We start from the raw sequence: 24,256 nt of genomic DNA, 5'->3' as shown, positions 1-24,256 counted from the left end.
ACATGCCTGTCTCCTGGACCTTGCTGCTCGTCCTGGCCATGGCAGTCGCCGGCTTCGTCATCGGTCGCTCCCGCGTACTTGCGGCAGCGGGTGGCGATTCCCGTCTGCTACATTCGCGCACTAATTATTACGGCTGGAACATCGCACTTTATACTGCGGTGCCTGCCTTGTTTCTGATCGCCATCTGGCTATTTGCGCAGCCCGGCGCGAACCGCATTCTGGTCGCAGGCGTGGCATTGGCCGTTGCCGCAGTTGGTCTGATCTGGTCGTTGCAGCGGACCGCCCCCGATTTTCGCGCCCGCAATGCGGTCGAAAGCTTTGTGCGCGGATTGCTGATCATGTGCTCCAGCATTGCCATCCTGACCACGGCCGGGATTGTCTTTTCGATGCTGTTCGAGACGGGGAACTTCTTCAGCCAGTATCCGTGGCAGGACTTCTTCTTCGGAACCACATGGTCGCCGCGCTTTGGCGGCGGCTCGCAGCTTGGCATCCTGCCGCTGGTCTGGGGTACGCTTTACATCTCGTTTATCGCGCTGGCCGTCTCGATCCCGATCGGTCTTTTTGCGGCGATCTACATGTCCGAATACGCCTCGCCCCGGATGCGCGGCTTTGCGAAACCAATGATTGAGATCCTGGCCGGTATCCCGACCATTGTTTACGGTCTTTTCGCGCTGATCACCGTCGGACCCATGCTGCGGGACTACTTCGCCCAACCGCTGGGTCTGGGCAATTCGGGCTCGTCAGTCATGACGGCAGGGTTGGTCATGGGCATCATGCTGATCCCCTTTGTCAGTTCGCTGTCCGACGACATCATCAACGCCGTACCGCAGTCGCTGCGGGATGCGGCGCTGGGGCTTGGCTCGACCCAGTCCGAAACGGTGCGCAATGTCGTGCTGCCAGCCGCGCTTCCGGGCATCGTCGGGGCGATCCTGCTGGCCGCGTCGCGTGCCATCGGCGAGACGATGATCGTGGTGCTGGGGGCAGGGGCCGCCGCACGCATGGACCTGAACCCTTTCGAGGCGATGACGACAATAACCGTCAAAATCGTCAGCCAGTTGACCGGTGACACCGACTTTGCCGCACCAGAGACGCTTGTCGCATTTGCCCTTGGCCTCACGCTGTTCGTGGTCACGTTGGGCCTGAACATCGTTGCCCTTTACGTCGTGCGCAAATACCGGGAGCAGTACGAATGACCGACGCAACCTTCCCGGCTTCTGCCGCAGCACCGCAATCGAAATCTTCGTTGCTGGTCGTCGATGAGCGGACCCGCAAGCGCAACGCCGCCGAGAAACGCTTCCGCGCCTACGGCCTCAGCGCCATTGCGATCGCGCTGATCGCGCTGGTCGTCCTGATGTACTCGATCTTCAGCGATGGCATCGGAGCGTTCCGCCAGACCTATCTGGAAATTCCGGTCACGCTAGATGCGGCGCAGCTCGACAAGAACGGCAACCGGAACCCCGAGGACATCAAGAAAGTCCTGACCACGACTTACGGCAAGCTGCTGGACCAGTCGCTTCAGGCAGTCATGACCCAGAACGGGATCACCATCGAAGGCATCGCTGCGAAGGACGTGTCGGACCTGATCTCGAAAGAGGCGTCGGCCCAGCTTCGCAATCGGGTGCTGGCCAACCCCGATCTGGTCGGCCAGACCATCGACGCCCGCGTTCTGGTGAACGGTCGGGTTGACGGCTATTACAAAGGCCGCGTTTCGATGGAGAGCGCGGCGCGTGACAGCAATACCTCGCCCGCCCAGTTGCAGCTTGCCGATGCGCTGAAGGGCAAGGGAATGCTCTCGACCGAGTGGAACTGGTCCTTCCTGACCAATCCCGATGCCTCGGACCAACGTCCCGAAGCGGCCGGTGTCGGTGTCGCGATCCTCGGCTCGCTTTACATGATGTTGGTTGTCCTGTTTTTGGCCGTGCCGATTGGCGTCGCCGCCTCGATCTATCTCGAGGAGTTCGCCCCCAAGAACCGCCTGACCGACATTATCGAGGTGAACATCTCGAACCTCGCCGCCGTGCCGTCGATCGTGTTCGGTATCCTTGGCCTTGCCGCCTTCATCAACTTCGCGGGACTGCCCCAATCGGCACCTATCGTCGGAGGTCTGGTCCTGACGCTGATGACCCTGCCGACGATCATTATTGCGACGCGGGCCGCGCTGAAAGCCGTTCCGCCCTCGATCCGAGATGCTGCACTGGGGGTCGGAGCATCCAAGATGCAGTCGGTCTTCCATCACGTCCTGCCGCTGGCCATGCCGGGCATCCTGACGGGAACCATCATCGGTCTGGCGCAGGCATTGGGCGAAACCGCACCGCTGCTGCTGATCGGCATGGTTGCCTTCGTCAAGAACTTCCCGGCCGCACCGATGGAAGGGCTGTTCGATCCTGCCTCTGCCTTGCCGGTACAGGTCTATAACTGGACCCAGCGTGCCGACCCCGCTTTCATGGAACGCGCCTCGGGAGCCATCATCGTGTTGCTGGTCTTCCTGCTGTGCATGAACCTAATCGCCATCTTCCTGCGTCGCAAATTCGAGCGGCGGTGGTAAATCCAGAAGAGAGTTACCAATATGAACGACATGAGAATTCTGGAGCGTGCCGTGGAGCAGACCGATATCAAGATCTCTGCCCGCAAGGTGCAGGTCCATTACGGCGAGAAACACGCCCTGAAGGATGTCGATGTCGACATTCTGGACAAGACCGTGACAGCCTTTATCGGCCCGTCGGGTTGCGGCAAGTCGACCTTCCTGCGCTGCCTGAACCGGATGAATGACACGATCGACAGCTGCCGCGTCGACGGACGGATCGCGCTGGACGGCGAGGATATCTACGACAAGCGCGTCGATCCCGTCCAGCTTCGCGCCCGCGTCGGCATGGTGTTCCAGAAGCCGAACCCCTTCCCGAAGTCGATCTATGACAACGTTGCTTATGGTCCGCGCATCCACGGCCTTGCCCGCAATCGCGCTGAGCTTGACGAGATTGTCGAAAAGTCGCTGCGTGGGGCCGCGCTTTGGAACGAGGTCAAGGACCGCCTGTCCGAGCCGGGAACCGGCCTTTCGGGTGGCCAGCAGCAGCGTCTGTGCATTGCCCGCGCCGTCGCCACCCAGCCCGAGGTGTTGCTGATGGACGAGCCTTGCTCGGCGCTTGATCCGATTGCGACCAGTCAGGTCGAGGATCTGATCGACCACCTGCGCGAGCAGTTCTCGGTCGTGATCGTGACCCACTCGATGCAGCAAGCCGCCCGTGTCAGCCAGAAGACCGCCTTCTTCCACCTTGGCAATCTGGTGGAATATGCCGACACCGACGACATTTTCACCCGACCGCGCGATCCGCGCACGGAAAGCTATATCTCTGGCCGCATCGGTTGAGCCGGTCCTGAAAGGAATTTCGATGACTACCGAACGTCATATCATGTCGGCTTTCGACCGCGATCTGGAGACCGTCCAGGCGCTGGTCGTCAAAATGGGCGGTATGGTCGAAACCGCGATCCACGACGCTGCCATCGCTTTGGAAACCCGCGACGAGGAACTGGCCGAGGACGTGCGTCGCCGCGACAAGGCCGTTGACGAACTCGAGTTGCAGATCAACGAAGAGGCGGCCCGCCTGATCGCATTGCGCGCGCCGCGCGCGACCGATCTGAGGACCGCGCTGACGGTGATCAAGATCTCGACCATTCTGGAGCGTGTCGGCGATTACGCCAAGAACATCGCCAAGCGCAGCCATGTGCTTGTGCATATGCCCGCCGTCGAAAGCTCGGGCATGGCGCTGCGCCGCATGTCCCAGACCGTCGAGGGCATGATGAAGGATGCGCTTGACGCCTATATCCAGCGCGATGCGGCGCTGGCCGCCGATGTGCGCAAGCGCGATCTGGAAGTCGACCAGATGTATAACGCGCTGTTCCGCGAATTCCTGACCTACATGATGGAAGATCCGCGCAACATCACCGCCTGCATGCATCTGCACTTCATCGCGAAGAACATCGAACGCATGGGCGACCACGCCACTGGCATCGCCGAGCAGGTCATCTATCTGGCGACCGGCGAGTTGCCCGAAGACGCCCGCCCGAAAAGCGACAGCGTCACCCGTGCGACCCTGAACGAGGGCGAGGATTGATCCATGGCTCAGACGCAACCTTGTGTGCTGGTCGTCGAGGACGAGGGCGCGCAGCGTGAAGTCCTGAAGTACAATCTCGAGGCCGAGGGTTTTACGGTCGTTATGGCGGAAAACGGCGACGAGGCCATGCTGCTTGTCGCCGAGGAACAGCCCGATCTGATCGTGCTGGACTGGATGCTGCCGAATGTCAGCGGCATCGAGGTCTGCCGTCGCGTCAAGGCCGATCCCGCCACCCGCCAGATCCCGATCATCATGCTGTCGGCGCGCTCCGAGGAGGTGGATCGGGTGCGCGGACTGGAAACCGGTGCTGACGACTACGTCGTGAAGCCCTATTCGGTTGTGGAATTGATGGCCCGTTTGCGCACGCAATTGCGCCGCACCCGTCCGGCCACCATGGGCGAGCGTCTTTCCTTCGAGGACATCATCCTTGACGCCGGAGAGCATCGCGTCTTTCGCAGCGGACAGACGCTGCATCTTGGCCCGACCGAGTTCCGGCTGCTGTCAACATTGATGGAGAAGCCGGGTCGGGTCTGGACGCGTGAACAGTTGCTGGATCGGGTCTGGGGCCGCGACATCTATGTCGATACCCGCACAATCGACGTCCATGTCGGTCGTCTGCGCAAGGCGCTGATGGTGAACGGCGGCGACAATCCGGTGCGGACCGTGCGTGGCACGGGTTATTCTTTGGGTTGAGCCTAAAAAACCGGAACGCAGCAGACTGCGTTCCGGAAACTGGCTGCGGCTTTCGGTTCTACGAACCGCTTTGCTCCAGCAGGTCGGTGATGCGGCGCACCGCAACGCGACGGTTTTCGCGTTGTGGCCCGTCGCTCGGGACTAACAGGAACTGCTCACCATAGCCTTGAACGACCATGTTTTCCGGCGGAACCTGAAAATACTCGGTCAAAGCCAGCGCCAGCGATTCCGCGCGACGATCCGATAGCGCGAGGTTCGCTGCAGTCGATCCTACGGCATCGGTATAGCCTTCGATCATGAACACCTCGTTCGGGTTCTGATCGACGGCGTCACGGATCACCTTGCCCAAAGTCGAAAGCTGCTCGGCCTGATCCGAGCTCATTGCTGCCGAACCTGTATCGAAAGTGATTTGCGGCACGTTCACCGGAGCAACAAGCGAGCGGACTTCGGGAATGTCGCGGACCTGACCCAAGGTGAACCGGCGATCTGCCGCGGACTCCCGCAGCAGGGCCGTGCGCAACTCGTCCTCTTGTAGGGGACGGTTGTAATATTCGACCGGTTGTGGGGCTGGCAGGGTCGAGACGCGCACCGGCTGCGCAACCGTGTCGTTGATCAGCGGCACTTGCGAACCATCCGGACGCACTAATGTGCGGCGCAGGATATTCGCGTTCGCGTCGCGGATCGTGACGACACGGCTACCATCGGCGCGCAGCACGGTCGTGCGGGTCGAGCCGTCCTGGAAGGTCTCGGTCTGGACGTCCGAACCGGGGCGGTACAGCAGCGCGTTGTCGTCGCGCACGACCTGTTGGCTGCCGTCGGGAAGGGTCGTCACCAGACGGTCTCCGGTGTTCAGCGCCACCTGCCGGTTTCCGTCCAGAAGTTTGCCGACAGCCATGCCGGCAGCGCCTGCCAGCAGCAAAGCGCCGACGGTTTTCAGCGTATCGTTATCGTCGTCATCATCGTCGCGTGCCTCGTCGCGACGGTCTTCACGGGCACGTTCGCGGGCGCGCTCGAGTTCTTCGTCGCGGCGATCAAGCTGACGGTCGCGACGGTCGGCCCGCTGCTCGTCTTCGCGCAATTCGCGTTCGCGGCGATCAAGATCACGGCGCAACTCTTCGTCGCTCAGGCGGCGATTGCGATTATCCAAGCCGTCGCGGATCGGAGTCCGGAAGTCCTGATCCGAACGGCGGGCGTTCTGTTCGGTGATCTTGCGTTCGGTGACCTTGCCTCCACCCACAGCGGCAAGCGCCGCTGCGGCTTTTGCCTGTGACGTATCCTCGGCGGCGCGTTTGGCCACTTCGTTCTGGGGGCGATGGCGGGCTTCCGGCGGGGCGATCTTGGCCTCGCCATTTCCGCGATCCAGACGACGGCGCAACTCGTCCGAAGTCAGGTTTTCGCGCGGTTGCTGGATGTCCCGCGTGGCCTGCTCGGGCTCGGGGCGACGGTTGCCTTCGTGTGGGCGACCGTCATTCTCTGCTCGCGGGGGCTGGTTTTGGTTGTCGGGCTTGCGCTGGCCGCCTTGCTCTTTCTGCTGCATGGCTCGACGCAATTCGTCCGCGTCGCGGGGCGGGGCGGCGTCGTCATTCGCTGGGCGCGGACGCGCGTCGCCATTCGCCCGAGGCGTTTCAGGTGTGCCGTCACGCTGGATTTCCCGCTGTGGTGCGGGCGCGTTGTCGGGCTGCGGTTTGCGCGGACGCGCGGCTTCGTTTGCCGCAGCGGCGGCCGTCGCAGCGGCGGCAGCTTTGCCGGCATTTCCGTTCTGCTCGGCATCGCGACGTTCTGGAGGGTTATGTTTTGGGGCGTTGCGCTGATCCGCCTCGCGCTGATCTTGGCGGCGCGGTTCGGGTTGCTCCTGCCGCTGAGGCTTCGGGGGGGTGTCGGCCTGTTTCTCGCGTTGAGGGGCAGGCTTTTCATGCGCTTGCGCGGGCTGCGCCTCACGCTGCGCCTTCGGTTTCTGGTGCTGAGCCTCGGGTTGCGGCTGCTGTTTGTGCTGCGGCTTTTTTTGCGCCTGTTCGGGCTGGGCTTCTCGCTGGGGCTTGGGTTTCTGGTTCTGCTGCGCCTCGTTGCGGGGCTGCTCACGATTCGGCTTCGGCTGTGCGTTTTGTTGGCGCGGCTTTTCGTTGTGGTTGTCAGCCTGTTGTTCTTTCTTCCGTTCTTGCTGACGCTGCTGCTTTTCCTGCTGCTCTTTTTGCTGTTGCTGCTTCTTCTGCTGCAGAATTATCTGCTGCTGCTGCGGATCTGCCTGTGCAACAACGATTTGCGGGATGATCAGCGAGATGCTGGTCACAATGGCCGTTGTGGTCTTCAATATGCGACGCATGTCGGTTCCTTTTCCGATGGACGCGTAAAGTCGGTCGCACCATAAACCGACCCACGGATGCCCGGTTCCTGAACAAGCTTGTGACCAAGCTGCGAACAAGCCGCATTCCGCTCAGGAAAGGGAAACCGGCGAAGACCCGCCTAGCAGGAGGACGTTATGGCGTTGAAACCTAAGGATAGCCCCGATCTGGGATCTTTCGATTGGGAGGATCCGTTCCGGTTGGATCAGCAACTATCCGAGGAAGAGCGGATGCTGCGGGATGCGGCGCGCGCCTATGCGCAGGACCGGTTGCAGCCTCGCGCCATTGCAGCTTACCGCGATGAAGTCACCGACCCTGAAATCTTTCGCGAAATGGGCGAGATGGGGCTTCTGGGGGTCACCGTTCCCGAAGAATTTGGCGGCCTTGGTGCATCTTACGTCGCTTACGGTCTAGTCGCCCGCGAGGTCGAGCGGGTCGATTCAGGCTATCGCAGCATGATGTCCGTGCAGTCGTCGCTGGTGATGTATCCGATCTATGCCTACGGTTCCGACGACCAAAGGCGCAAATATCTGCCGAAGCTCGCGTCGGGCGAATGGATCGGCTGCTTTGGCCTGACCGAGCCCGATGCCGGATCCGATCCCGCCGGAATGAAGACTGTCGCGAAGAAGACGGCGGATGGGTATACGATCTCGGGTTCCAAGATGTGGATCTCGAATTCGCCGATTGCCGATGTTTTCGTTGTCTGGGCCAAGTCCGAGGCACATGGCGGCAAGATCCGCGGCTTCGTGCTGGAAAAGGGCATGAAGGGCCTGTCCGCCCCCAAGATCGGCGGCAAACTGTCGTTGCGTGCCTCGATCACCGGCGAGATCGTCATGGATAGAGTCGAGGTCGGCGAGGACGCGCTTCTGCCGAATGTCGAGGGGCTGAAAGGTCCGTTCGGTTGCCTTAACCGCGCGCGCTACGGCATTAGTTGGGGGGTTCTGGGTGCGGCCGAATTCTGCATGCAGGCTGCGCGGCAATACGGTCTTGACCGTAAGCAATTCGGGCGTCCCTTAGCGAATACGCAGCTGTTCCAGTTGAAGCTCGCGAATATGATGACCGAGATTTCGTTGGGGCTACAGGCTAGCCTGCGGGTAGGCCGCTTGATGGACGAGGCTTTGGCCGCGCCCGAGATGATCTCGATCGTCAAGCGCAACAATTGCGGCAAGGCGCTGGATATCGCTCGTATCGCGCGCGACATGCATGGTGGCAACGGTATCCAGGAGGATTACCAGATCATGCGCCACGCCGCGAATCTCGAGACGGTGAACACCTATGAGGGTACGCATGATGTTCACGCGCTGATCCTTGGTCGGGCGATCACCGGTTTGCAGGCGTTCTTCTAGGCAACAGGTCGGACGGATCGTCAGTCTTGCACCAGCGCGATGCGCCCGCCGGCAAGGCGCTGGACCCGTCCGGCAAGCTCAAGCGACAGGATCGCGGGGGCTAGCGCCGCCGCTGGCAGGCCAAGATCGCGGATCACGTGGTTTTCGTCCGTTGGGCTGGGGCCGAGGCGGGCAAGGATACGCGCCTCAAGCTGGGCGGGACCGCCGCGATCACTGCTGGTGATCGCTTTTAGGCCCGCGACCGTCCCCTGCGGAAACTGCGCCAGTCTGCGGGCGTTATTATTACTGTCTGGCCCTGTCGCGCGGATAGGTTCCGGCAACGGGGTTTCTACCAGTGCCAGCGACTTCTGCGGGAATGGCTCTGGCAAGTCCACCGAGAGCGCGGTCAGCACGTCCTGCGCATTGCGCACCAGCGTGGCACCATCGCGGATCAGCGCATTGCAGCCCGAGGCGCGGGCATCCATCGGATGGCCGGGGACTGCCATCACCTCGCGGCCTTGATCCAATGCGGCTTTCGCGGTGATCAGGCTGCCTGATCTTTGCGCGGCCTCGATCACCACGACGGCGCGCGAAAGTCCCGAGATGATCCGGTTGCGGGCGGGAAAATGGCGGGCGACAGGTTCCGTGCCGGGTGGCTGTTCGGTGACCAGAAAGCCGGTTTCGCAAATGGCTTCGGCAAGAGCAGCGTTTTCGGATGGGTAGATCTGGTCTATCCCTCCGGCCATGACCGCCACGGTGCCGCTGCCCAGCGATGCTTCATGCGCAGTGGTGTCGATGCCGCGCGCAAGTCCCGCAATGATTGCCGCGCCCGCTTCGCTTAGCCCGATGGCCAGCCCCCGCGCCATGCGCAACCCTAGGGACGAGGCGTTTCGCGCCCCGATCACTGCGACGGGCAGGTTTTCAAGGACCGACAGTTTTCCCCGAACCCATAGAACCGGAGGTGCGTCGGTGATCTCGCGCAATCGCTCGGGATAGTCAGGGTCGTCCCAGATGATCATACGGGCACCCGCGCGTCGTCCTGCATCCATCTCGGCCAAAGCGGCCTCGATGGGGCAGGGTTCGTAGTCGTCAAGTCCGGCCGCACGGGCAAGGGCGGGCAGGGCATCAAGCGCCGCCTCGGCATTGCCGTGTTCGGCAAGAAGGCGGTGAAAGGTGGCTGGCCCGACCCTGCGCGACCGGATCAGCCGCAGATTGGCCAGGCACTTGTCCGGATTGGCCGAGGGCGGACCATAAACCTGTCTGTCCTGAAGCAGTCTTGCCATGATCCATGCCCTTGCCTCACCCGTCAGGCGGGTGATGGCATGGATCTGGTTAAAAATGGGTTAGCCGCCCGAAGACACCGGCCACAATAACTGGCGGATTGCCTATGCCGCCGATCCGCCGATGGTCAGTCCGCCGATCATCAGGCTGGGCAGGCCAACGCCGACCGGAACCCATTGACCCTGCTTGCCGCAATTGCCGATGCCGGGGTCCAGCGCCAGATCGTTGCCGATGGCGCGGATCTTTTGCAGCGCGGTCGCGCCGTCGCCGATAATGGTTGCTCCACGGATCGGATCACCCACGACGCCATTTTTCACGCGATAGGCCTCGGTGCAGGAGAAGACGAATTTCCCGTTGGTGATGTCGACCTGACCGCCCCCGAAGCCGACCGCGTAGATTCCGTCGTCAAGTCCGGACAGGATCGAGGCCGGATCTTCCGATCCTGCCAGCATGAAGGTGTTGGTCATGCGCGGCATGGGCGCATGGGCATAGCTTTGACGGCGACCGTTGCCGGTCGGCTCGACCCCCATGAGACGGGCGTTCTGGCGGTCCTGCATATAGCCGACAAGGATGCCGTCCTCGATCAGGACATTGCGGGCGGGGGCATTCCCTTCGTCATCGACCGAAATCGAGCCGCGACGATCCGGAATGGTCCCGTCATCGATGACCGTGACGCCAGAGGCCGCGACGCGCTGGCCCATCAGCCCTGCGAAGGCCGAGTGGCCTTTCCGGTTGAAATCCCCCTCGAGCCCATGGCCGACAGCCTCGTGCAGAAGGATGCCGGGCCAGCCAGGACCAAGCACGACATCCATCACTCCGGCAGGCGCGGGAACCGAACGCAGGTTGACCAGCGCGATCCGCAATGCCTCGCGGACCTGAGCCTGCCAATGGTCCGGCGCGATCAGCCCGTCCAGCGGAATCCGCCCGCCGCCACCGGCGCTGCCTGATTCGCGGCGGCTGTTCGATTCCACGATGACCGAGACATTGATCCGCGCCATCGGGCGGATGTCGGTGGCAAGCCCGCCCTCGGGACGCAGAATTGCAACCTCCTGAACCGAGGTCGAGATGCTGGCCGAAACCTGCACCACGCGCGGGTCCAGATCGCGGGCAAAGGCGTCGATCTCGCGCAGGATAGCCACGCGGGACGCAAAGCTGATCCCCTCGGCCGGATCTATGGCGGGGTAAAGCGGATTGATCTTGCCGGCAGGGGGCAGAGCCAAAGTCCCGCCGCCATCACCGACGGCAAGCCGGACCGTCTCGGCCGCTTTTGTTAATGCAGTTTCGTTGATTTCGGTGGAATGGGCGTAGCCGGTGACTTCGCCGCGCACGGCGCGCAATCCGAAACCTTGCTCGGCATCATAATTGGCGGTGCGCAAGCGGCCATCGTCAAAGACCAGCGTTTCGGCGCGCGAGCGTTCCAGAAACAGCTCGCCATCATCGGCCCCGGCCAGTGCGTTCTTGAGTGTTTGCAACGCCCGGTTGCGGTCCAGATGCGTTTCAAAGGGCGAAAACGTCGAGTCGGTCATCCCAAAGTCCTTTGCCAGAAGGCCTCGCCTACGGGTTTTTTGGTCGTAAGTCGATAGGTATGACTTGCCCGACAATGGAAGATATGGTTGTCAACCTATACCGATGTCGGCTGGGCAGGAGGACCGAGACCCGCCGACGGGATTGTAGGCAACGGGATGGGATAATGGCATTTGCGACGATGCGCCGCGTTCTGGCGGCGGGAACGGGCCTTGGACTTGCGGCAGTTGCGGGGCTTCCCTCGGCTGCACAAGAAGTGCTGGGCGATCTGCCCGTGATCGGCAAGCCGCATAACGGGGGAATGGGATTTCAGCCCGCGTCCAGCCCGCTGGCCCATGACCAGCAATGGCTGGATCATTTCGTGCTGTATATCATTACCGCGGTCACGATTTTTGTCTGCTTGCTGCTGCTGATCTGCATCCTGCGCTACAATCAGCGGGCGAATCCCGTCCCGGCGCGTTTCACCCATAACACCCCAATCGAGATTGCATGGACGCTGGTTCCGGTCCTGATCCTTGTCGGTATCGGCGTCTTCTCGCTTCCGGCGCTGTTTCGCAGCCAGGAAATGCCGAACAATCCCGACCTGGTGATCAAGGCGATCGGTCACCAGTGGTACTGGTCCTACGAGTACCCCAATGACGGCGTTGCATTCGACGCGCTGATGCTGGAAAAGGACGCGCTGGCCGATGCCGGTTACTCCGAAGACGAATATCTGCTGGCCGCCGACAATCCGGTTGTCGTGCCGATCGGCAAAAAAGTTCTGGTGCAGGTCACCGCGACCGACGTGATCCACAGCTGGACCATTCCCGCCTTTGCCGTGAAGCAGGACGCCGTGCCGGGCCGTATCGCGCAGTTGTGGTTCGAAGTGGACAAGGAAGGCGTCTATTTCGGCCAGTGCTCCGAGCTTTGTGGTATCAACCACGCCTACATGCCGATCGTCGTCAAAGCGGTCAGCCAAGAGAAATACGATGCATGGCTTGCGGGTGCCAAAGAAGAGTTCGCGGCTGATGCATCCGATTACCTGCCTGCGCAGCCGGTGAAGCTGGCGCTGGTCGAATAAGGACCGAATGTGACCGACATCAACGCATATCAGGGGCCAGCAGAGGCCGGATTCGGGGACTATGTCGCGCTGCTCAAGCCGCGTGTCATGTCGCTGGTAGTGTTCACGGCCTTTGTCGGGTTGTGGATCGCACCCGTGCCGATGAATCCTTTCGTGGCCTTCTGCTCGATCCTGTTCATTGCCCTTGGAGGCGGCGCGTCGGGCGCGCTGAACATGTGGTATGACGCTGATATCGACGCGGTGATGAAGCGCACGGCGGGACGCCCCGTTCCGTCCGGGCTGGTGCCCAAGGGCGATGCTCTGGCGCTTGGTATCGCCTTGTCGGGCCTGTCGGTCATGATGCTGGGGCTGGCCGCGAATTGGTTTGCAGCCGGCTTCCTCGCGTTCACCATCTTCTTTTACGCGGTGGTCTATACGATCTGGCTGAAACGCTCGACACCGCAGAACATCGTCATCGGCGGCGCTGCCGGGGCCTTCCCTCCGATGATCGGCTGGGCCTGTGCGACCGGCGGTATCGGGATCGAGTCGCTTCTGATGTTCGCGCTGATCTTCTTCTGGACGCCGCCGCATTTCTGGGCCTTGGCCCTGTTCATGAACAACGACTACACGAATGCCGGTGTGCCGATGCTGCCGGTCACGCATGGTCGCAAGGTCACGCGCCGTCATATCTTCGGTTACACGCTTGTGCTTACGCCCTTCGCGATCTGGCTTGGATTCACCTCGGTCGGTGGCGGGGTCTATCTGGCGGTATCAGCGGTGCTGAACGCGCTGTTCATCGCGGGAGGCTGGCAGATCCTGCGCCGTTCGGACGAACAATCCCGCGCCGACAATCACAAGGTCGAAAAGCGCTATTTCCGCTTGTCGCTGTACTATCTGTTCCTGCATTTCCTTGCGCTTCTGGTTCAGCACTGGGTGGGGGCATGGTGATGCTGCCGCAGGTCGAGCATGAACTTCACAAGCGCCGCCGCAGCCGGAATCTGGGCCTTCTGGTCGTGTTGCTGGCCTTCGTTGCCTTGGTCTTTGGCTTGTCCATCGCCAAGATCACCAGCGGCGACATGATGGAGGGGTATGACCACCAGCCCCGCGCCTCGATTCTGCCGAAGGATCCGAACCCTCCGGCACGCACGGCGCCGGTCGCAGCACCCGGAACACCTGCAGCCGAGGCCATGAGCCAGCAGCCAGGGGCTAGCCAGTGAACCAGTCGCGCTCGAACACAAAGACGGTCGGAATGCTGATCGGCGTTGTGGTCGTGATGGGGGCATTGTCCTGGGCCGCGGTGCCTTTCTACAACTGGTTCTGCAAGGTCACGGGATATGGCGGCACCACAAACGTCGCCGAGCGTGCGTCAGACGTGGTGCTGGACGAAAAGATCCGGGTGCGTTTCGATTCGAATGTCGATCCCGATATGGGCTGGACCTTCCGACCGATGCAGCGCGAGATGGAACTGCGTATAGGCGAGAACGCCATCGCCTTTTATGAGGCCGTGAACACCACGGACCAGCCGATCACCGGAACTGCCAGCTACAACGTCGCGCCCGATATTTCCGGATATTATTTCAACAAGATCGAATGCTTCTGCTTCACCGAGCAGACCCTGCAACCCGGCGAGCGGGTCGAGATGCCGGTCAGCTTCTTTGTCGATGCGGGGCTGGTCGATGATCGCGACGCGGGGCGAATCCGCGATATTACCCTGTCCTATACTTTCCACCGGACCGAGCCTGCAGCGCCGAAACAGGCGGCGCTGGAAGTGAAAACGGACCGTCCCGTCAACTAAAGCAACAAGACGCAGCAACAGCGGAACGCAGCCATGGCCCATGTAAAGAACCACGACTACCAGATCCTTCCGCCTTCGATCTGGCCGTTCCTCGGCGCTATAGGTGCCTTTGTCATGCTGACCGGCGCGGTCGCATGGATGAAGGGCATCACCTTCTTCGGCGCGCCGATCGAGGGGCCGTGGATGTTCCTGATCGGCTTCGTGGCTGTGCTTTACGTGATGTTCGGCTGGTGGGCGGACGTCATCACTGAAGGTGAATCGGGCGAACACACTCCGGTCGTGCGGATCGGCCTGCAATACGGCTTCATCCTGTTCATCATGTCCGAGGTGATGTTCTTCGTCGCCTGGTTCTGGGCCTTTATCAAGAACGCCATGTATCCGATGGGGCCAGATAGCCCGATCAAGGACGGCGTCTGGCCGCCCGAAGGAATCGTGACCTTCGATCCGTGGCACCTGCCATTGATCAACACGTTGATCCTGCTGCTGTCGGGCGTGGCCGTCACTTGGGCGCACCATGCCTTTGTCCATGAAGGTGACCGCAAGACCACGATCAACGGGCTGATCGTCGCCGTCATCCTAGGCCTGTGCTTCACCGCGCTGCAGGCCTACGAATACAGCCACGCCGCTTTCGGGTTGGCCGATACGGTCTATGCCGGCGCCTTCTACATGGCGACCGGCTTCCACGGTGTCCACGTCATCATCGGCACGATTTTCCTGTTCGTCTGCCTCATCCGCCTGATGCGCGGCCAGATGACCCAGAAACAACATATCGGCTTCGAGGCCGCTGCCTGGTACTGGCACTTCGTGGACGTGGTCTGGCTGTTCCTGTTCGTCGTCGTCTACATCTGGGGTCGCTGATCCCACGATTTTCCGAATGACGCGCGGGACATCCCCGCGCGTTTTCTATCTAGGGGACCCGTTCCCTAAGTGACGCGGCAATTCCGCAAGAACGCGACTGATGAAACGCTACATATTTCCTTTGCTCATCGGAATTCTCGGATGCGGCATCCTGATTTTTCTGGGGTTCTGGCAGCTTGACCGACTCGCATGGAAAGAGGCGATGCTGGCGCAGATCCAAACCCAGATCACGGGCGTGGCGGTGCCATTGCCCGCGATCGAGGATGTTTCGATGAAATACATGCCCGTAACGGTTTCGGGCGTGACCACGGGCGAGGAAATCGACGTTTTGTCCGGCACGAAAGAGCGTGGCGGCGGCTATCAGATCGTCTCGGGCTTTGTGACAGATGACGGGCGGCGCATCCTGCTGGATCGGGGGTTCGTCGATCAGGACCACAGGCACGCCCCGCGTCCTGCCACGCGGCTTGACGTGATCGGAAATCTGCACTGGCCCGACGAAAAGGGCTCGGCTACGCCCGAACCTAATCTGGCCGAGAACATCTGGTTCGCCCGCGACGTGCCCGCCATGGCGCAACAATTGGGAACCGAGCCGGTGCTGGTCGTTGCGGCCGAAGTTCGGGGTGATGCTCAGGGTGTCGATCCCATTCCGGTGGCGATTCAGGGCATCCCGAACAACCACCTGAGTTACGCGATGCAATGGTTCATGATCGCGGCGGTCTGGGCAGGGATGACAGTTGCGCTGATCTGGCGTATCAGGCAGCGACAATTCTAGAGGATCACGATGCGCTACGTTTCGACCCGCGGCCGGGCAGAGGTTCTGGATTTCGAGCAGGCCATGATGACAGGGCTTGCCCGCGACGGGGGGCTGTACCTGCCAGAGCAGATCCCGACCTTCACCGCCGAGGAAATCGCCGCACTGGAAGGTCTGTCCTACGAAGAAGTCGCCTTGCGTGTCATCACGCCTTTTGTTGGCGATTGCTTCTCGCAGGATGAACTCAAGGGTGCCATCGCCCGGGCCTATCAGGGTTTTGACCACGTTGCCCGCGCGCCGATGGTCCAGCTTGCCCCCGGACATCATCTGCTGGAGCTGTTCCACGGCCCGACCTTGGCCTTCAAGGACTTCGCCATGCAGCTGATCGGTCAGCTGTTCCAGCTGGCCTTGGCGAAGTCCGGCGACCGCGTGACCATCCTTGGCGCGACCTCGGGCGATACCGGCTCGGCCGCGATCGAGGCGTTCCGTGGTCTTTCCAACGTTGACGTCTTCATCATGTATCCGCATGGTCGCGTCAGCGAAGTGCAGCGTCGTCAGATGTCGACGCCCTCGGATGCCAATGTGCATGCGCTGGCCGTCGATGGCACTTTCGACGATTGTCAGGCCCGTCTGAAGGATCTGTTCAACGACCACGAATTCCGCGATGCGGTGGGATTGGCCGGTGTGAACTCGATCAACTGGGCGCGTGTTCTGGCGCAGATCGTCTATTATTTCACCGCTGCAGTCAGTCTGGGTGCTCCGGCTCGCGAGGTCGATTTCACCGTCCCGACAGGCAATTTCGGCGATATCTTTGCCGGCTCCATTGCCAAGGCCATGGGGCTGCCCATTGGTAAGCTGATCGTCGCGACGAACCAGAACGACATCCTGCACCGCGCGCTAAGCACGGGCGAATACCGCGTCGGAACGGTCGAACCCTCGATCAGCCCGTCGATGGACATTCAGGTCAGCTCGAATTTCGAACGCGCATTGTGGCTGGCTTACGGTCAGGACGGTGCTGCGGTCACGCAACTTATGGACGAGTTGAAATCCGGCGGCTTCTCGATCAGTCAGGGCGCGCTTGAGCATCTGCGCGAGACCTTCGTCTCGGGCCGTGCGTCCGAAGCCGAAACGACGGTGATGATCGCAACCATCCGGAGCGAAACCGCCGAGGTGATCTGTCCGCATACGGCCGTTGCCGTGAAGGTCGCGCGCGAACACCTGCGCGAGGGCGTCCCGATGATCACGCTCTCGACCGCCCATCCGGCCAAATTCCCCGATGCGGTCGAGGCCGCAATCGGCTTGCGCCCGCCATTGCCTCAGCACATGGCTGATCTGTTCGCGCGGGACGAGCGGATCACGCGGGTTGCAAACGACGCCGAGAAGCTTAAATCGCTGATCCTTGAACGGAGAACAGCTTGAACAACACCCGCATCAGCACATTGCCCAATGGCCTGCGCGTCATTACCCGCGACATGCCCGGTCTGCATTCGGCCTCGATCGGGGTCTGGGTCAGCGCTGGCTGTCGCGACGAACGCGCCGACCAGAACGGTATCGCCCATTTCCTTGAGCATATGGCCTTCAAGGGCACGCCGACGCGCAGCGCCCTGCAGATTGCCGAGGCGATCGAGAATGTGGGTGGCTATATCAACGCCTATACCTCGCGCGATGTGACGTCGTATTACGCGCGGGTACTGGCGGGTGACGTGTCGCTGGCGTTGGACGTGATCTCGGACATCGTGCTGAACCCGATCTTCGACCAGCGCGAAATCGAGGTCGAACGCGGCGTGATCCTGCAAGAGATCGGGCAGTCCTTGGATACGCCCGACGACGTGATCTTCGACTGGCTGCAAGAAGCTGCATATCCCGATCAACCCATGGGCCGCACCATTCTAGGTCCGGCGTCGCGGGTCAGCAATTTCGGCCGCGAGGATCTGGCTGGCTTTATCGGCGAGCATTACGGTCCGGAGCGGATGATCCTTGCCGCCGCCGGTGCCGTCGATCACGACCGTATCCTGCGTCAGGCAGAACAGATCTTCTCGCATCTGCCAGCGCGCCCGTTGACCCAGCGGGAACCCGCGCGTTGGCAAGGTGCCGAAACGCGGCGCGTCAAGAAGCTTGAGCAGGCGCATTTCGCTTTGGCTTTCGAAGGTCCGGGCTATCAGGCTCCTGATTTCTATGCGGCGCAGATCTGGACATCGGCGCTTGGGGGCGGAATGTCGTCCCGGTTGTTCCAGAAACTGCGCGAAGAAAAAGGGCTGTGCTATTCGATCTTCGCCCAGTCCGGTTTTCACGACGATACCGGCATGGTCACGATCTATGCCGGAACTTCGGGCGAACAGATCGCCGATCTGGCGACCCTGACCATCGACGAGTTGAAGCGCGCTGCCGAGGACATGACCGAGGTCGAGATCGCCCGCGCCCGTGCCCAGTTGAAAGCGGGTCTGCTGATGGGACTGGAAAGTCCGACCGGACAGGCAGAGCGGATGGCGCGTTCCCTGGCGATCTGGGACAGGGTCTCGGAGCCAGCCGAAGTCGCGGAACGCATCGACGCGGTGACTGTTGCAGATGTTCGCGCCCATGCCGAACAACTGATCCGGAACGCCCGACCGGCCCTTGCACTTTATGGTCCGGTGCGTTCTGCTCCGAGCCGAGAGAAACTCGCTGAAAGGCTTGCCGCCTGATGTTCAACCGCCGCCGTCCGCCTCGTTTGGAAACCGAGCGGATGGTGCTGCGTTTGCCCGCCCATGGCGATTTCGAGGCATGGGCGGGGCTTCGGGCGAGAAGCCGTGATTTTCTGTCGCCATGGGAGCCGGTCTGGGCTGTCGACCACCTGTCGAAGAAAAGTTTCACAAATCGGGTCTATTGGGCGCAGCGCGCCAACCGGAACGGGACGGCGTTGCCGCTTTTCCTTGTCCGGCATGACGGGACCCTGCTGGGGGCGATCACGCTGGACAATATCCGGCGCGGCCCCGCCCAATCCGCCACCATCGGCTATTGGATCGGCGAGCCATACGCGCGGCAGGGCTTCATGCGCGAGGCAATCGACGCGCTGGTCAACCACGCCTTCGGTCTGATGGATCTCAGCCGGATCGAGGCCGCATGCCTTCCCGAAAACGTCGCCTCTCGCGGTGCGCTGGAACGGGCGGGATTCAAATACGAAGGCGTCGCGCAAAGCTATCTGCAGATTAATGGGCGGTGGCGGAACCACGTTCTTTACTCGAACCTGCGCAGCGATCGCCGCGGAAAGACCGAGGTCCGTTGAATGCTGAACCCCGCCGATGAGCAACTGGCCGCCATGTTGCCGGACGGCGTGCTGCGCCCTGTCACCCCCGCCTATCTGGAAGAACCGCGGGGCCGTTATCATGGGCAGGCGGGTCTGATCGCTGCTCCTCGGACGACCGACGAGGTTGCGCAGATCGTGCGGGCCTGCGCTGCGGCGCGTGTCGGGATTGTCACGCGTGGCGGTGGCACGGGGCTGGTGGGCGGGCAGGTCATGCCGGACGGACCCGCGCCACTGGTTCTGTCGCTCGAGCGGATGACAGCTTTGCGCGGTATATGGCCCGAGGAAAACGTCCTTGTCGCCGAGGCGGGTATGACGTTGCAGGCGGTGCGCGACGCGGCGGAAAACCACGGGCGGCTGTTCCCGCTGTCTTTGGCCAGTCAGGGTACGGCGGCGATTGGCGGCTGCTTGTCCACCAATGCGGGTGGCGTGACGGCTTTGCGATACGGAACCGCCCGCGCATTGTGTCTGGGGATCGAGGCCGTTTTGCCCGATGGCAGCATCGTCAACGACCTCAAGCGTCTGCGCAAGGACAATACCGGCTACGACCTGCGCGACCTGTTGATCGGGGCCGAGGGTTCGCTTGGGGTCATAACTGCCGCCAGCCTGAAGCTGGTCGTGCCGCCGCCGAATATCGGAACCGCCATGCTGGAGGTTCCCGGCCCCGAAGCTGCGCTTACCCTGCTGGCCTTGGCCGAGGGGCATATGGCGGGCGGCGTCACCGCGTTCGAGCTGATCGGCGGGCAGGGGCTTGCCTTCTTGGCCGAAACATTGCCCGAGATCCGCCAGCCCTTGCCCAAGGCGCATTGGTCGGTGCTGATCGAAGTCGGCCTGCCGGTAGGAATGGCGCCTGACGCCGCGCTTGAGGGGTTGCTGTCCGACGCGATGGAGCGCGGTCTTGTGACCGACGGGGTCATTGCGCAGTCGGGGCAACAGGCTGCCGGATTCTGGCATCTCCGCGAGCATATCCCCGAGGCGAACCGTCGGATCGGCGCTATCTCCAGCCATGACGTCAGCTTACCTTTGTCCGAGATCGCGGCTTTTATCCTTGATGCAGGCGCGGCCTTGGCGGCGCGCTCGGATCTGCGGGTGAATTGCTTCGGCCATCTGGGCGACGGAAACCTGCATTTCAACCTGTTCCCTGCCGCTGGCCGCCATCGCGCTGAATATGACGATCAGCGCAAAGACCTTTCGCTACTGGTCCACGAGATGGTTGTCGCTCGGGGCGGTTCGTTTTCGGCCGAACATGGCGTCGGACGGTTGAAGGTCGCCGAACTCGAACGGTGGGGCGATCCGGCGCGCTTGGCTGCGATGCGGGCGATCAAGTCGGCGCTGGACCCGCTGGGAATCATGAATCCGGGGGCGGTACTTTCCCAAGCGTCGGACTAAGGTTCTTGCGCAGATGCTCAAGATAGGCGGTCAATCGGGGTGGAATGAAGGGCTGCGGCAGGTACAGTGCCTGAATGTCCAGCTGCGGGCCGGGGAAGCCCTCTAGCAATCGTTCAAGCCGTCCTTCGGCGATATCGCGATCGACCACGAAGCGCGGAATGATGGCGATGCCGCTGCCCTCCAGCGCAAGGCGGCGGACGGCTTGCGGGCTGTTGACGGTGATGCGGCCGGGCAGGGGAACGCTGACGGCCTTGCCCTCGATCACAAAAGTCGCGCGATGGGCCGAGGCGGCATTGCTGTCGCGGATGTTCACATGCTCGCGCAGATCGTCGGGGTGACGCGGTCGTCCCCGTGCCGCAAGATAGGCGGGACTTCCGACCACCAGCGATTCCGTCCGTCCGATCCGGCGCCCGATCAGACTTGAATCGGCCAGAACCCCGATGCGCAATGCCAGATCGAAGCCCTCGGCGGCCAGATCGACATAGCGGTCGGTCAGGCGCAGGTCGATGCTGATGCCGGAATTCGCCTCGATGAAGTCGCGGGTCAGGATAGGGGCAAACATCTCGCCGAAGCTGACAGGCGCGGTGATCAGCATCCGGCCGGTCAGCATGCCTTCGTCGGCGCGGGCCTGGGCGTCAAGCTCCTCGACGGCGGAAAGCACACGGCGGGCTGCCAACAGAAAACGCTCGCCCGCCGGTGTCAGCGACAGGGAACGCGTGGTCCGGTTCAGAAGCGTTATGCCCTGCTGCCGTTCAAGCGCGGCGACATATTTGCTGATCAGCTTGTTCGAGATGCCAAGCCGTTTTCCGGCCCGGGTGAACGAGCCTGAATCGACCACGGCGACGAATGATCTGATCCCGTCCAGACGATCCATCTTATTCCCCAAATTGGCGGCAATGTTTCGCCAACTATGTCCATTTTTGCGATAGTGGCAATCCGCTACATTCGTTGCATCAACCAATCATCCTGATGGGAACATCGAAATGTCTGATCTTTCTTTTGCCGGACCGGCGACTGCAGAAAACCGGGCAGATATCGCCGCCTTCATCCTCCGCGCTTCGACCGGCCTGTTCTTTTTGGTCCATGGCCTGATCAAGCTGTTCATCTTCACCCCCGCCGGAACCGCGGGCTATTTTGAATCGATCGGTTTGCCGGGTGCACTTGGCTACCTGACCATCCTGATCGAGGTTCTTGGCGGTATCGCTCTGATCGTCGGTTACCAGACCCGTCTGGTGGCGCTGGTCACGGTTCCGGTTCTGCTGGGTGCGGCCGTTTTCGGTCACGGTGGAAACGGATTTACCTTCAGCAGCCAAGGCGGTGGCTGGGAGTATCCGGTGCTTTGGGCGGCCGTAATGCTGGCGCTGTCGTTCCTTGGTGACGGTGCCTGGTCGATCCAGCGCCGCAAGTGACGGAACGTCGCATCTCGGAAAGCCGGCCTCAGGGCCGGCTTTTCGCTATTTGCATGGCAGCCTTGATTTGTCAGTAAACCGGTTCCTGCCTAATCAGGCCGGATCGAGGAGAATTGAGGACACCATGACCGACGATATTCTGAGCCGCATCCGCCATCGCGGGTTGCGCGACCGTGTCGTGAGCGCCGAACAGGCCGCCAGTCTGATCAAGGACGGAATGGTTCTGGGGATGAGCGGCTTTACCCGCTCGGGAGAGGCCAAGGCCGTGCCGCTTGCACTGGCCGAACGTGCCCGCAGCCAACCGCTGAAGGTCACGTTGATGACCGGTGCGTCTCTGGGCAACGATCTGGACAAGATACTGGCCGAAGCGCATGTCACGGCACGCCGCCTTCCGTTCATGTCGGACCCGTCGCTACGGCGCGAGATCAATGCGGGCGAGGTCATGTATATCGACCAGCACCTATCCGAGACGGTCGAACAGTTGCGCACCAAGCAACTGCCATCGGTCGATGTCGCTATCGTCGAGGCCGTCGCGATCACCGAAACCGGCGGCATCGTGCCCACGACCTCGGTCGGAAACTCGGCCAGTTTCGCGATTCTGGCCGATAAGGTCATTGTCGAGATCAACCTGAACCAGTCCGCAGAACTCGAAGGGCTGCACGACATCTACATCCCGACCTATTGGCCTGTACGGACCCCGATCCCGGTCGTGACGCCGGAAAGCCGCGCGGGCTTCCCCTATATCCCGATCCCGCCGGAGAAAATCGCGGCCATCGTGATCTCGAACAAGCTTGACTCGGCCTCGAATGTGACCGAGCCGGATGCCGAGACGCGCCAGATCGCGGGCCACCTGACCGAGTTCTTCACGCAGGAGGTCGCCAAGGGCCGCATGCCCGCCTCGCTGCACCCGCTGCAGGCGGGGATCGGCAGCATTGCGAACGCCGTGATGCATGGCCTGATCGACAGCCCGTTCGAGGGCCTGACGATGTATAGCGAGGTCCTGCAGGATTCGACTTTCGACCTGATGGATGCTGGCAAGATGGTTTTTGCCTCGGGGTCGTCCATCACGCTGTCCGAGGCGAAGTATACCGAGGTGATGGCGCGGTTTCAGGACTACAAGCGCAAACTGGTCCTGCGCCCGCAAGAGATCTCGAACCATCCCGAGGTCGTCCGCCGCCTTGGCCTTATCGCCATCAACACAGCGCTGGAATTCGACATCTATGGCAACGTCAACTCGACCCATGTCATGGGCACGAACATGATGAACGGGATCGGCGGCTCGGGCGATTTCGCGCGCAACGCATATCTGTCGGTGTTTGTGACGAAATCCATCGCCAAAGGTGGTCGCATTTCGTCCGTCGTGCCGATGGTCAGCCATGTCGATCATACCGAGCATGACGTGGACATCCTTGTGACCGAGCAGGGTCTGGCCGATCTGCGTGGCCTTGCGCCGCGAGAGCGTGCGCAGCTGATCATCGACAATTGCGTCTCGCCGGAATGGCGCGATGGCTTGCAGGACTATTTCGACCGGGCTGTCCAGAGGGGCGGGCATACCCCACATGTTCTGGAAGAGGCGCTGAGCTGGCATGACCGGCTGCGCCGCACCGGAACGATGAAACCGGAATAAAAAACGCCCCGCGAAAGCGGGGCGTTTCCTTTTGATCCGAGAGGGAATTACCAGGCGGGGATGACCGCGCCGGTGTATTTCTCGGTGATGTATTTTTTCACGGCGTCCGAGTTATAGGACTCGACCAGCGTCTTGGCCCATTCGGCATCCTTGTCGGCGGTACGCACGACGATGATGTTGGCATAGGGGCTGTCGGCTTTCTCGATGGCGATCGCGTCTTTTTCCGGATTCAGACCGGCTTCCAGCGCGTAGTTGGTGTTGATGACCGCGACATCGGCGTCAGCCAGCGCGCGCGGCAGTTGGGCGGCGTCGAGTTCCAGAAACTTCAGGTTCTTGGGGTTCTCGGTCACGTCCAGCGGGGTCGGGATCAGGCCGGTGCCTTCGGCCAGCTTGATCACGCCCTTGTCCTGCAGCAGCAGCAGCGCGCGACCGCCATTGGTCGGGTCGTTCGGCAGCGCGACCTTGCCACCCTCGGGCAGTTCGTCCAGCGATTTCAGCTTTTCGGAATAGATGCCCATGGGCGTGGTGATGGTCTTGCCGATGGCGACCAGATCGAAGCCGCGGTCCTTGATCTGGTTATCCAGATAGGGCTGGTGCTGGAAGCTGTTCGCCTGCAGGTCGCCGTCGTTCAGCGCCTGGTTCGGCACGACGTAATCGGTGAACTCGACGATGTCGATGTTCAGGCCCTTTTCCTTGGCGACGGCGGCCACCTGCTCCATGATTTCGGCGTGTTCACCGACCGAAACACCGACCTTGATGTCTTCGGCGGAAGCCATGCCCGCGACCAGCGCGAGGGCCGAGGTCAGAGCGGCGATGCGAAGTTTACGCATGGATTGT

At 61.8% G+C, this 24,256-nt stretch carries 24 protein-coding genes; 19 read left to right on the top strand and 5 right to left on the bottom strand.

Annotated features, from left to right (window positions below):
• The first annotated feature begins 2 nt into the window (after window positions 1-2).
• From pstC to phoB, 5 genes are read left to right on the top strand one after another with little or no spacing between them, the layout of a single operon-like run.
• Entirely contained in the window at window positions 3-1,193 is a 1,191-nt protein-coding gene (pstC, locus tag GL286_RS12825) for a phosphate ABC transporter permease subunit PstC (protein WP_155095970.1), read from the top strand.
• Window positions 1,190-2,545: a phosphate ABC transporter permease PstA gene (pstA, locus tag GL286_RS12820; RefSeq protein WP_155095969.1), complete on the top strand. Its 1,356-nt coding sequence runs from the start codon at window positions 1,190-1,192 to the stop codon at window positions 2,543-2,545. Before pstC ends, pstA begins: the two co-directional genes overlap by 4 nt.
• 21 nt (window positions 2,546-2,566) lie before the next feature.
• Window positions 2,567-3,364 carry a phosphate ABC transporter ATP-binding protein PstB gene (gene pstB, locus GL286_RS12815; RefSeq protein WP_155095968.1) on the top strand — a complete coding sequence of 266 codons (798 nt, stop codon included), beginning with the start codon at window positions 2,567-2,569 and terminating at the stop codon, window positions 3,362-3,364.
• Window positions 3,365-3,386: 22 nt separating this feature from the next.
• Window positions 3,387-4,109 carry a phosphate signaling complex protein PhoU gene (gene phoU, locus GL286_RS12810; RefSeq protein WP_155095967.1) on the top strand — a complete coding sequence of 241 codons (723 nt, stop codon included), beginning with the start codon at window positions 3,387-3,389 and terminating at the stop codon, window positions 4,107-4,109.
• A 3-nt stretch (window positions 4,110-4,112) separates the two neighbouring features.
• Window positions 4,113-4,802, top strand: coding sequence for a phosphate regulon transcriptional regulator PhoB (gene phoB / locus GL286_RS12805; protein ID WP_155095966.1), 690 nt, complete (start codon window positions 4,113-4,115; stop codon window positions 4,800-4,802).
• Between the two features lie 58 nt (window positions 4,803-4,860).
• On the opposite strand, the gene GL286_RS12800 is transcribed toward phoB, so the two are convergent.
• The gene (locus GL286_RS12800) at window positions 4,861-6,339 is read right to left on the bottom strand and encodes an OmpA family protein (protein ID WP_246184943.1); all 1,479 of its coding nucleotides are present in this window, start codon (window positions 6,337-6,339) and stop codon (window positions 4,861-4,863) included.
• Between GL286_RS12800 and GL286_RS22535 the strand changes: the two genes are divergently transcribed.
• Together GL286_RS22535 and GL286_RS12795 are read left to right on the top strand one after the other, a co-directional pair.
• Window positions 6,322-7,167, top strand: coding sequence for a hypothetical protein (locus GL286_RS22535; RefSeq protein WP_246184942.1), 846 nt, complete (start codon window positions 6,322-6,324; stop codon window positions 7,165-7,167). The genes GL286_RS12800 and GL286_RS22535 overlap by 18 nt on opposite strands.
• A 111-nt stretch (window positions 7,168-7,278) precedes the next feature.
• On the top strand, window positions 7,279-8,487 hold the full coding sequence (locus GL286_RS12795) for an acyl-CoA dehydrogenase (protein ID WP_155095964.1): 1,209 nt from the start codon (window positions 7,279-7,281) through the stop codon (window positions 8,485-8,487).
• A gap of 20 nt (window positions 8,488-8,507) precedes the next feature.
• On the opposite strand, the gene dprA is transcribed toward GL286_RS12795, so the two are convergent.
• On the bottom strand, window positions 8,508-9,749 hold the full coding sequence (gene dprA, locus GL286_RS12790; protein WP_155095963.1) for a DNA-processing protein DprA: 1,242 nt from the start codon (window positions 9,747-9,749) through the stop codon (window positions 8,508-8,510).
• 102 nt (window positions 9,750-9,851) lie between these two features.
• The gene (gene tldD / locus GL286_RS12785) at window positions 9,852-11,273 is read right to left on the bottom strand and encodes a metalloprotease TldD (protein ID WP_155095962.1); all 1,422 of its coding nucleotides are present in this window, start codon (window positions 11,271-11,273) and stop codon (window positions 9,852-9,854) included.
• Window positions 11,274-11,437: 164 nt separating this feature from the next.
• On the opposite strand from tldD, the gene coxB reads away from it, so the two are divergent.
• The 10 genes from coxB (at window position 11,438) to GL286_RS12735 (ending at window position 20,383) form a co-directional block, all read left to right on the top strand.
• Window positions 11,438-12,331 (top strand): cytochrome c oxidase subunit II, encoded by an 894-nt coding sequence (gene coxB / locus GL286_RS12780; RefSeq protein ID WP_155095961.1) that lies wholly within the window; start codon window positions 11,438-11,440, stop codon window positions 12,329-12,331.
• A 9-nt stretch (window positions 12,332-12,340) separates the two neighbouring features.
• Window positions 12,341-13,258 carry a heme o synthase gene (cyoE, locus tag GL286_RS12775; protein ID WP_170295173.1) on the top strand — a complete coding sequence of 306 codons (918 nt, stop codon included), beginning with the start codon at window positions 12,341-12,343 and terminating at the stop codon, window positions 13,256-13,258.
• Window positions 13,252-13,527, top strand: a complete 276-nt coding sequence (locus tag GL286_RS12770) for a hypothetical protein (RefSeq protein ID WP_246184941.1) — start codon at window positions 13,252-13,254, stop codon at window positions 13,525-13,527. Before cyoE ends, GL286_RS12770 begins: the two co-directional genes overlap by 7 nt.
• Window positions 13,524-14,105, top strand: coding sequence for a cytochrome c oxidase assembly protein (locus GL286_RS12765; protein ID WP_170295172.1), 582 nt, complete (start codon window positions 13,524-13,526; stop codon window positions 14,103-14,105). Before GL286_RS12770 ends, GL286_RS12765 begins: the two co-directional genes overlap by 4 nt.
• A 33-nt stretch (window positions 14,106-14,138) precedes the next feature.
• Window positions 14,139-14,963: a cytochrome c oxidase subunit 3 gene (locus tag GL286_RS12760; protein WP_155095960.1), complete on the top strand. Its 825-nt coding sequence runs from the start codon at window positions 14,139-14,141 to the stop codon at window positions 14,961-14,963.
• A 100-nt stretch (window positions 14,964-15,063) separates the two neighbouring features.
• Window positions 15,064-15,735 carry an SURF1 family protein gene (locus tag GL286_RS12755; protein WP_155095959.1) on the top strand — a complete coding sequence of 224 codons (672 nt, stop codon included), beginning with the start codon at window positions 15,064-15,066 and terminating at the stop codon, window positions 15,733-15,735.
• A gap of 9 nt (window positions 15,736-15,744) precedes the next feature.
• Window positions 15,745-17,133, top strand: coding sequence for a threonine synthase (gene thrC / locus GL286_RS12750; RefSeq protein WP_155095958.1), 1,389 nt, complete (start codon window positions 15,745-15,747; stop codon window positions 17,131-17,133).
• A complete protein-coding gene (locus GL286_RS12745) occupies window positions 17,130-18,395 on the top strand; it encodes a M16 family metallopeptidase (protein WP_155095957.1) in 1,266 nt (421 codons plus the stop codon). Before thrC ends, GL286_RS12745 begins: the two co-directional genes overlap by 4 nt.
• Entirely contained in the window at window positions 18,395-18,976 is a 582-nt protein-coding gene (locus GL286_RS12740; protein ID WP_155095956.1) for a GNAT family N-acetyltransferase, read from the top strand. Before GL286_RS12745 ends, GL286_RS12740 begins: the two co-directional genes overlap by 1 nt.
• The gene (locus GL286_RS12735) at window positions 18,977-20,383 is read left to right on the top strand and encodes an FAD-binding oxidoreductase (RefSeq protein WP_155095955.1); all 1,407 of its coding nucleotides are present in this window, start codon (window positions 18,977-18,979) and stop codon (window positions 20,381-20,383) included.
• Here the strand turns inward: GL286_RS12735 and GL286_RS12730 are convergent.
• A complete protein-coding gene (locus tag GL286_RS12730; protein WP_155095954.1) occupies window positions 20,343-21,257 on the bottom strand; it encodes a LysR family transcriptional regulator in 915 nt (304 codons plus the stop codon). The genes GL286_RS12735 and GL286_RS12730 overlap by 41 nt on opposite strands.
• Before the next feature lie 109 nt (window positions 21,258-21,366).
• Here GL286_RS12730 and GL286_RS12725 point away from each other — a divergent pair, with 109 nt between their 5' ends.
• Window positions 21,367-21,792 carry a DoxX family protein gene (locus tag GL286_RS12725; protein WP_155095953.1) on the top strand — a complete coding sequence of 142 codons (426 nt, stop codon included), beginning with the start codon at window positions 21,367-21,369 and terminating at the stop codon, window positions 21,790-21,792.
• A gap of 124 nt (window positions 21,793-21,916) precedes the next feature.
• Window positions 21,917-23,419, top strand: a complete 1,503-nt coding sequence (gene scpC / locus GL286_RS12720; RefSeq protein ID WP_155095952.1) for a succinyl-CoA:acetate CoA-transferase ScpC — start codon at window positions 21,917-21,919, stop codon at window positions 23,417-23,419.
• Between the two features lie 47 nt (window positions 23,420-23,466).
• Here the strand turns inward: scpC and GL286_RS12715 are convergent, their stop codons facing one another.
• Window positions 23,467-24,249 (bottom strand): MetQ/NlpA family ABC transporter substrate-binding protein, encoded by a 783-nt coding sequence (locus GL286_RS12715; RefSeq protein WP_155095951.1) that lies wholly within the window; start codon window positions 24,247-24,249, stop codon window positions 23,467-23,469.
• Between the last annotated feature and the right edge of the window lie 7 nt (window positions 24,250-24,256).

This window comes from Paracoccus aestuariivivens, from assembly GCF_009711225.1.
In the GTDB taxonomy this organism is placed as follows: Bacteria; Pseudomonadota; Alphaproteobacteria; order Rhodobacterales; family Rhodobacteraceae; genus Paracoccus; species Paracoccus aestuariivivens.
This window is presented reverse-complemented; position numbering and strand designations above follow the sequence as displayed.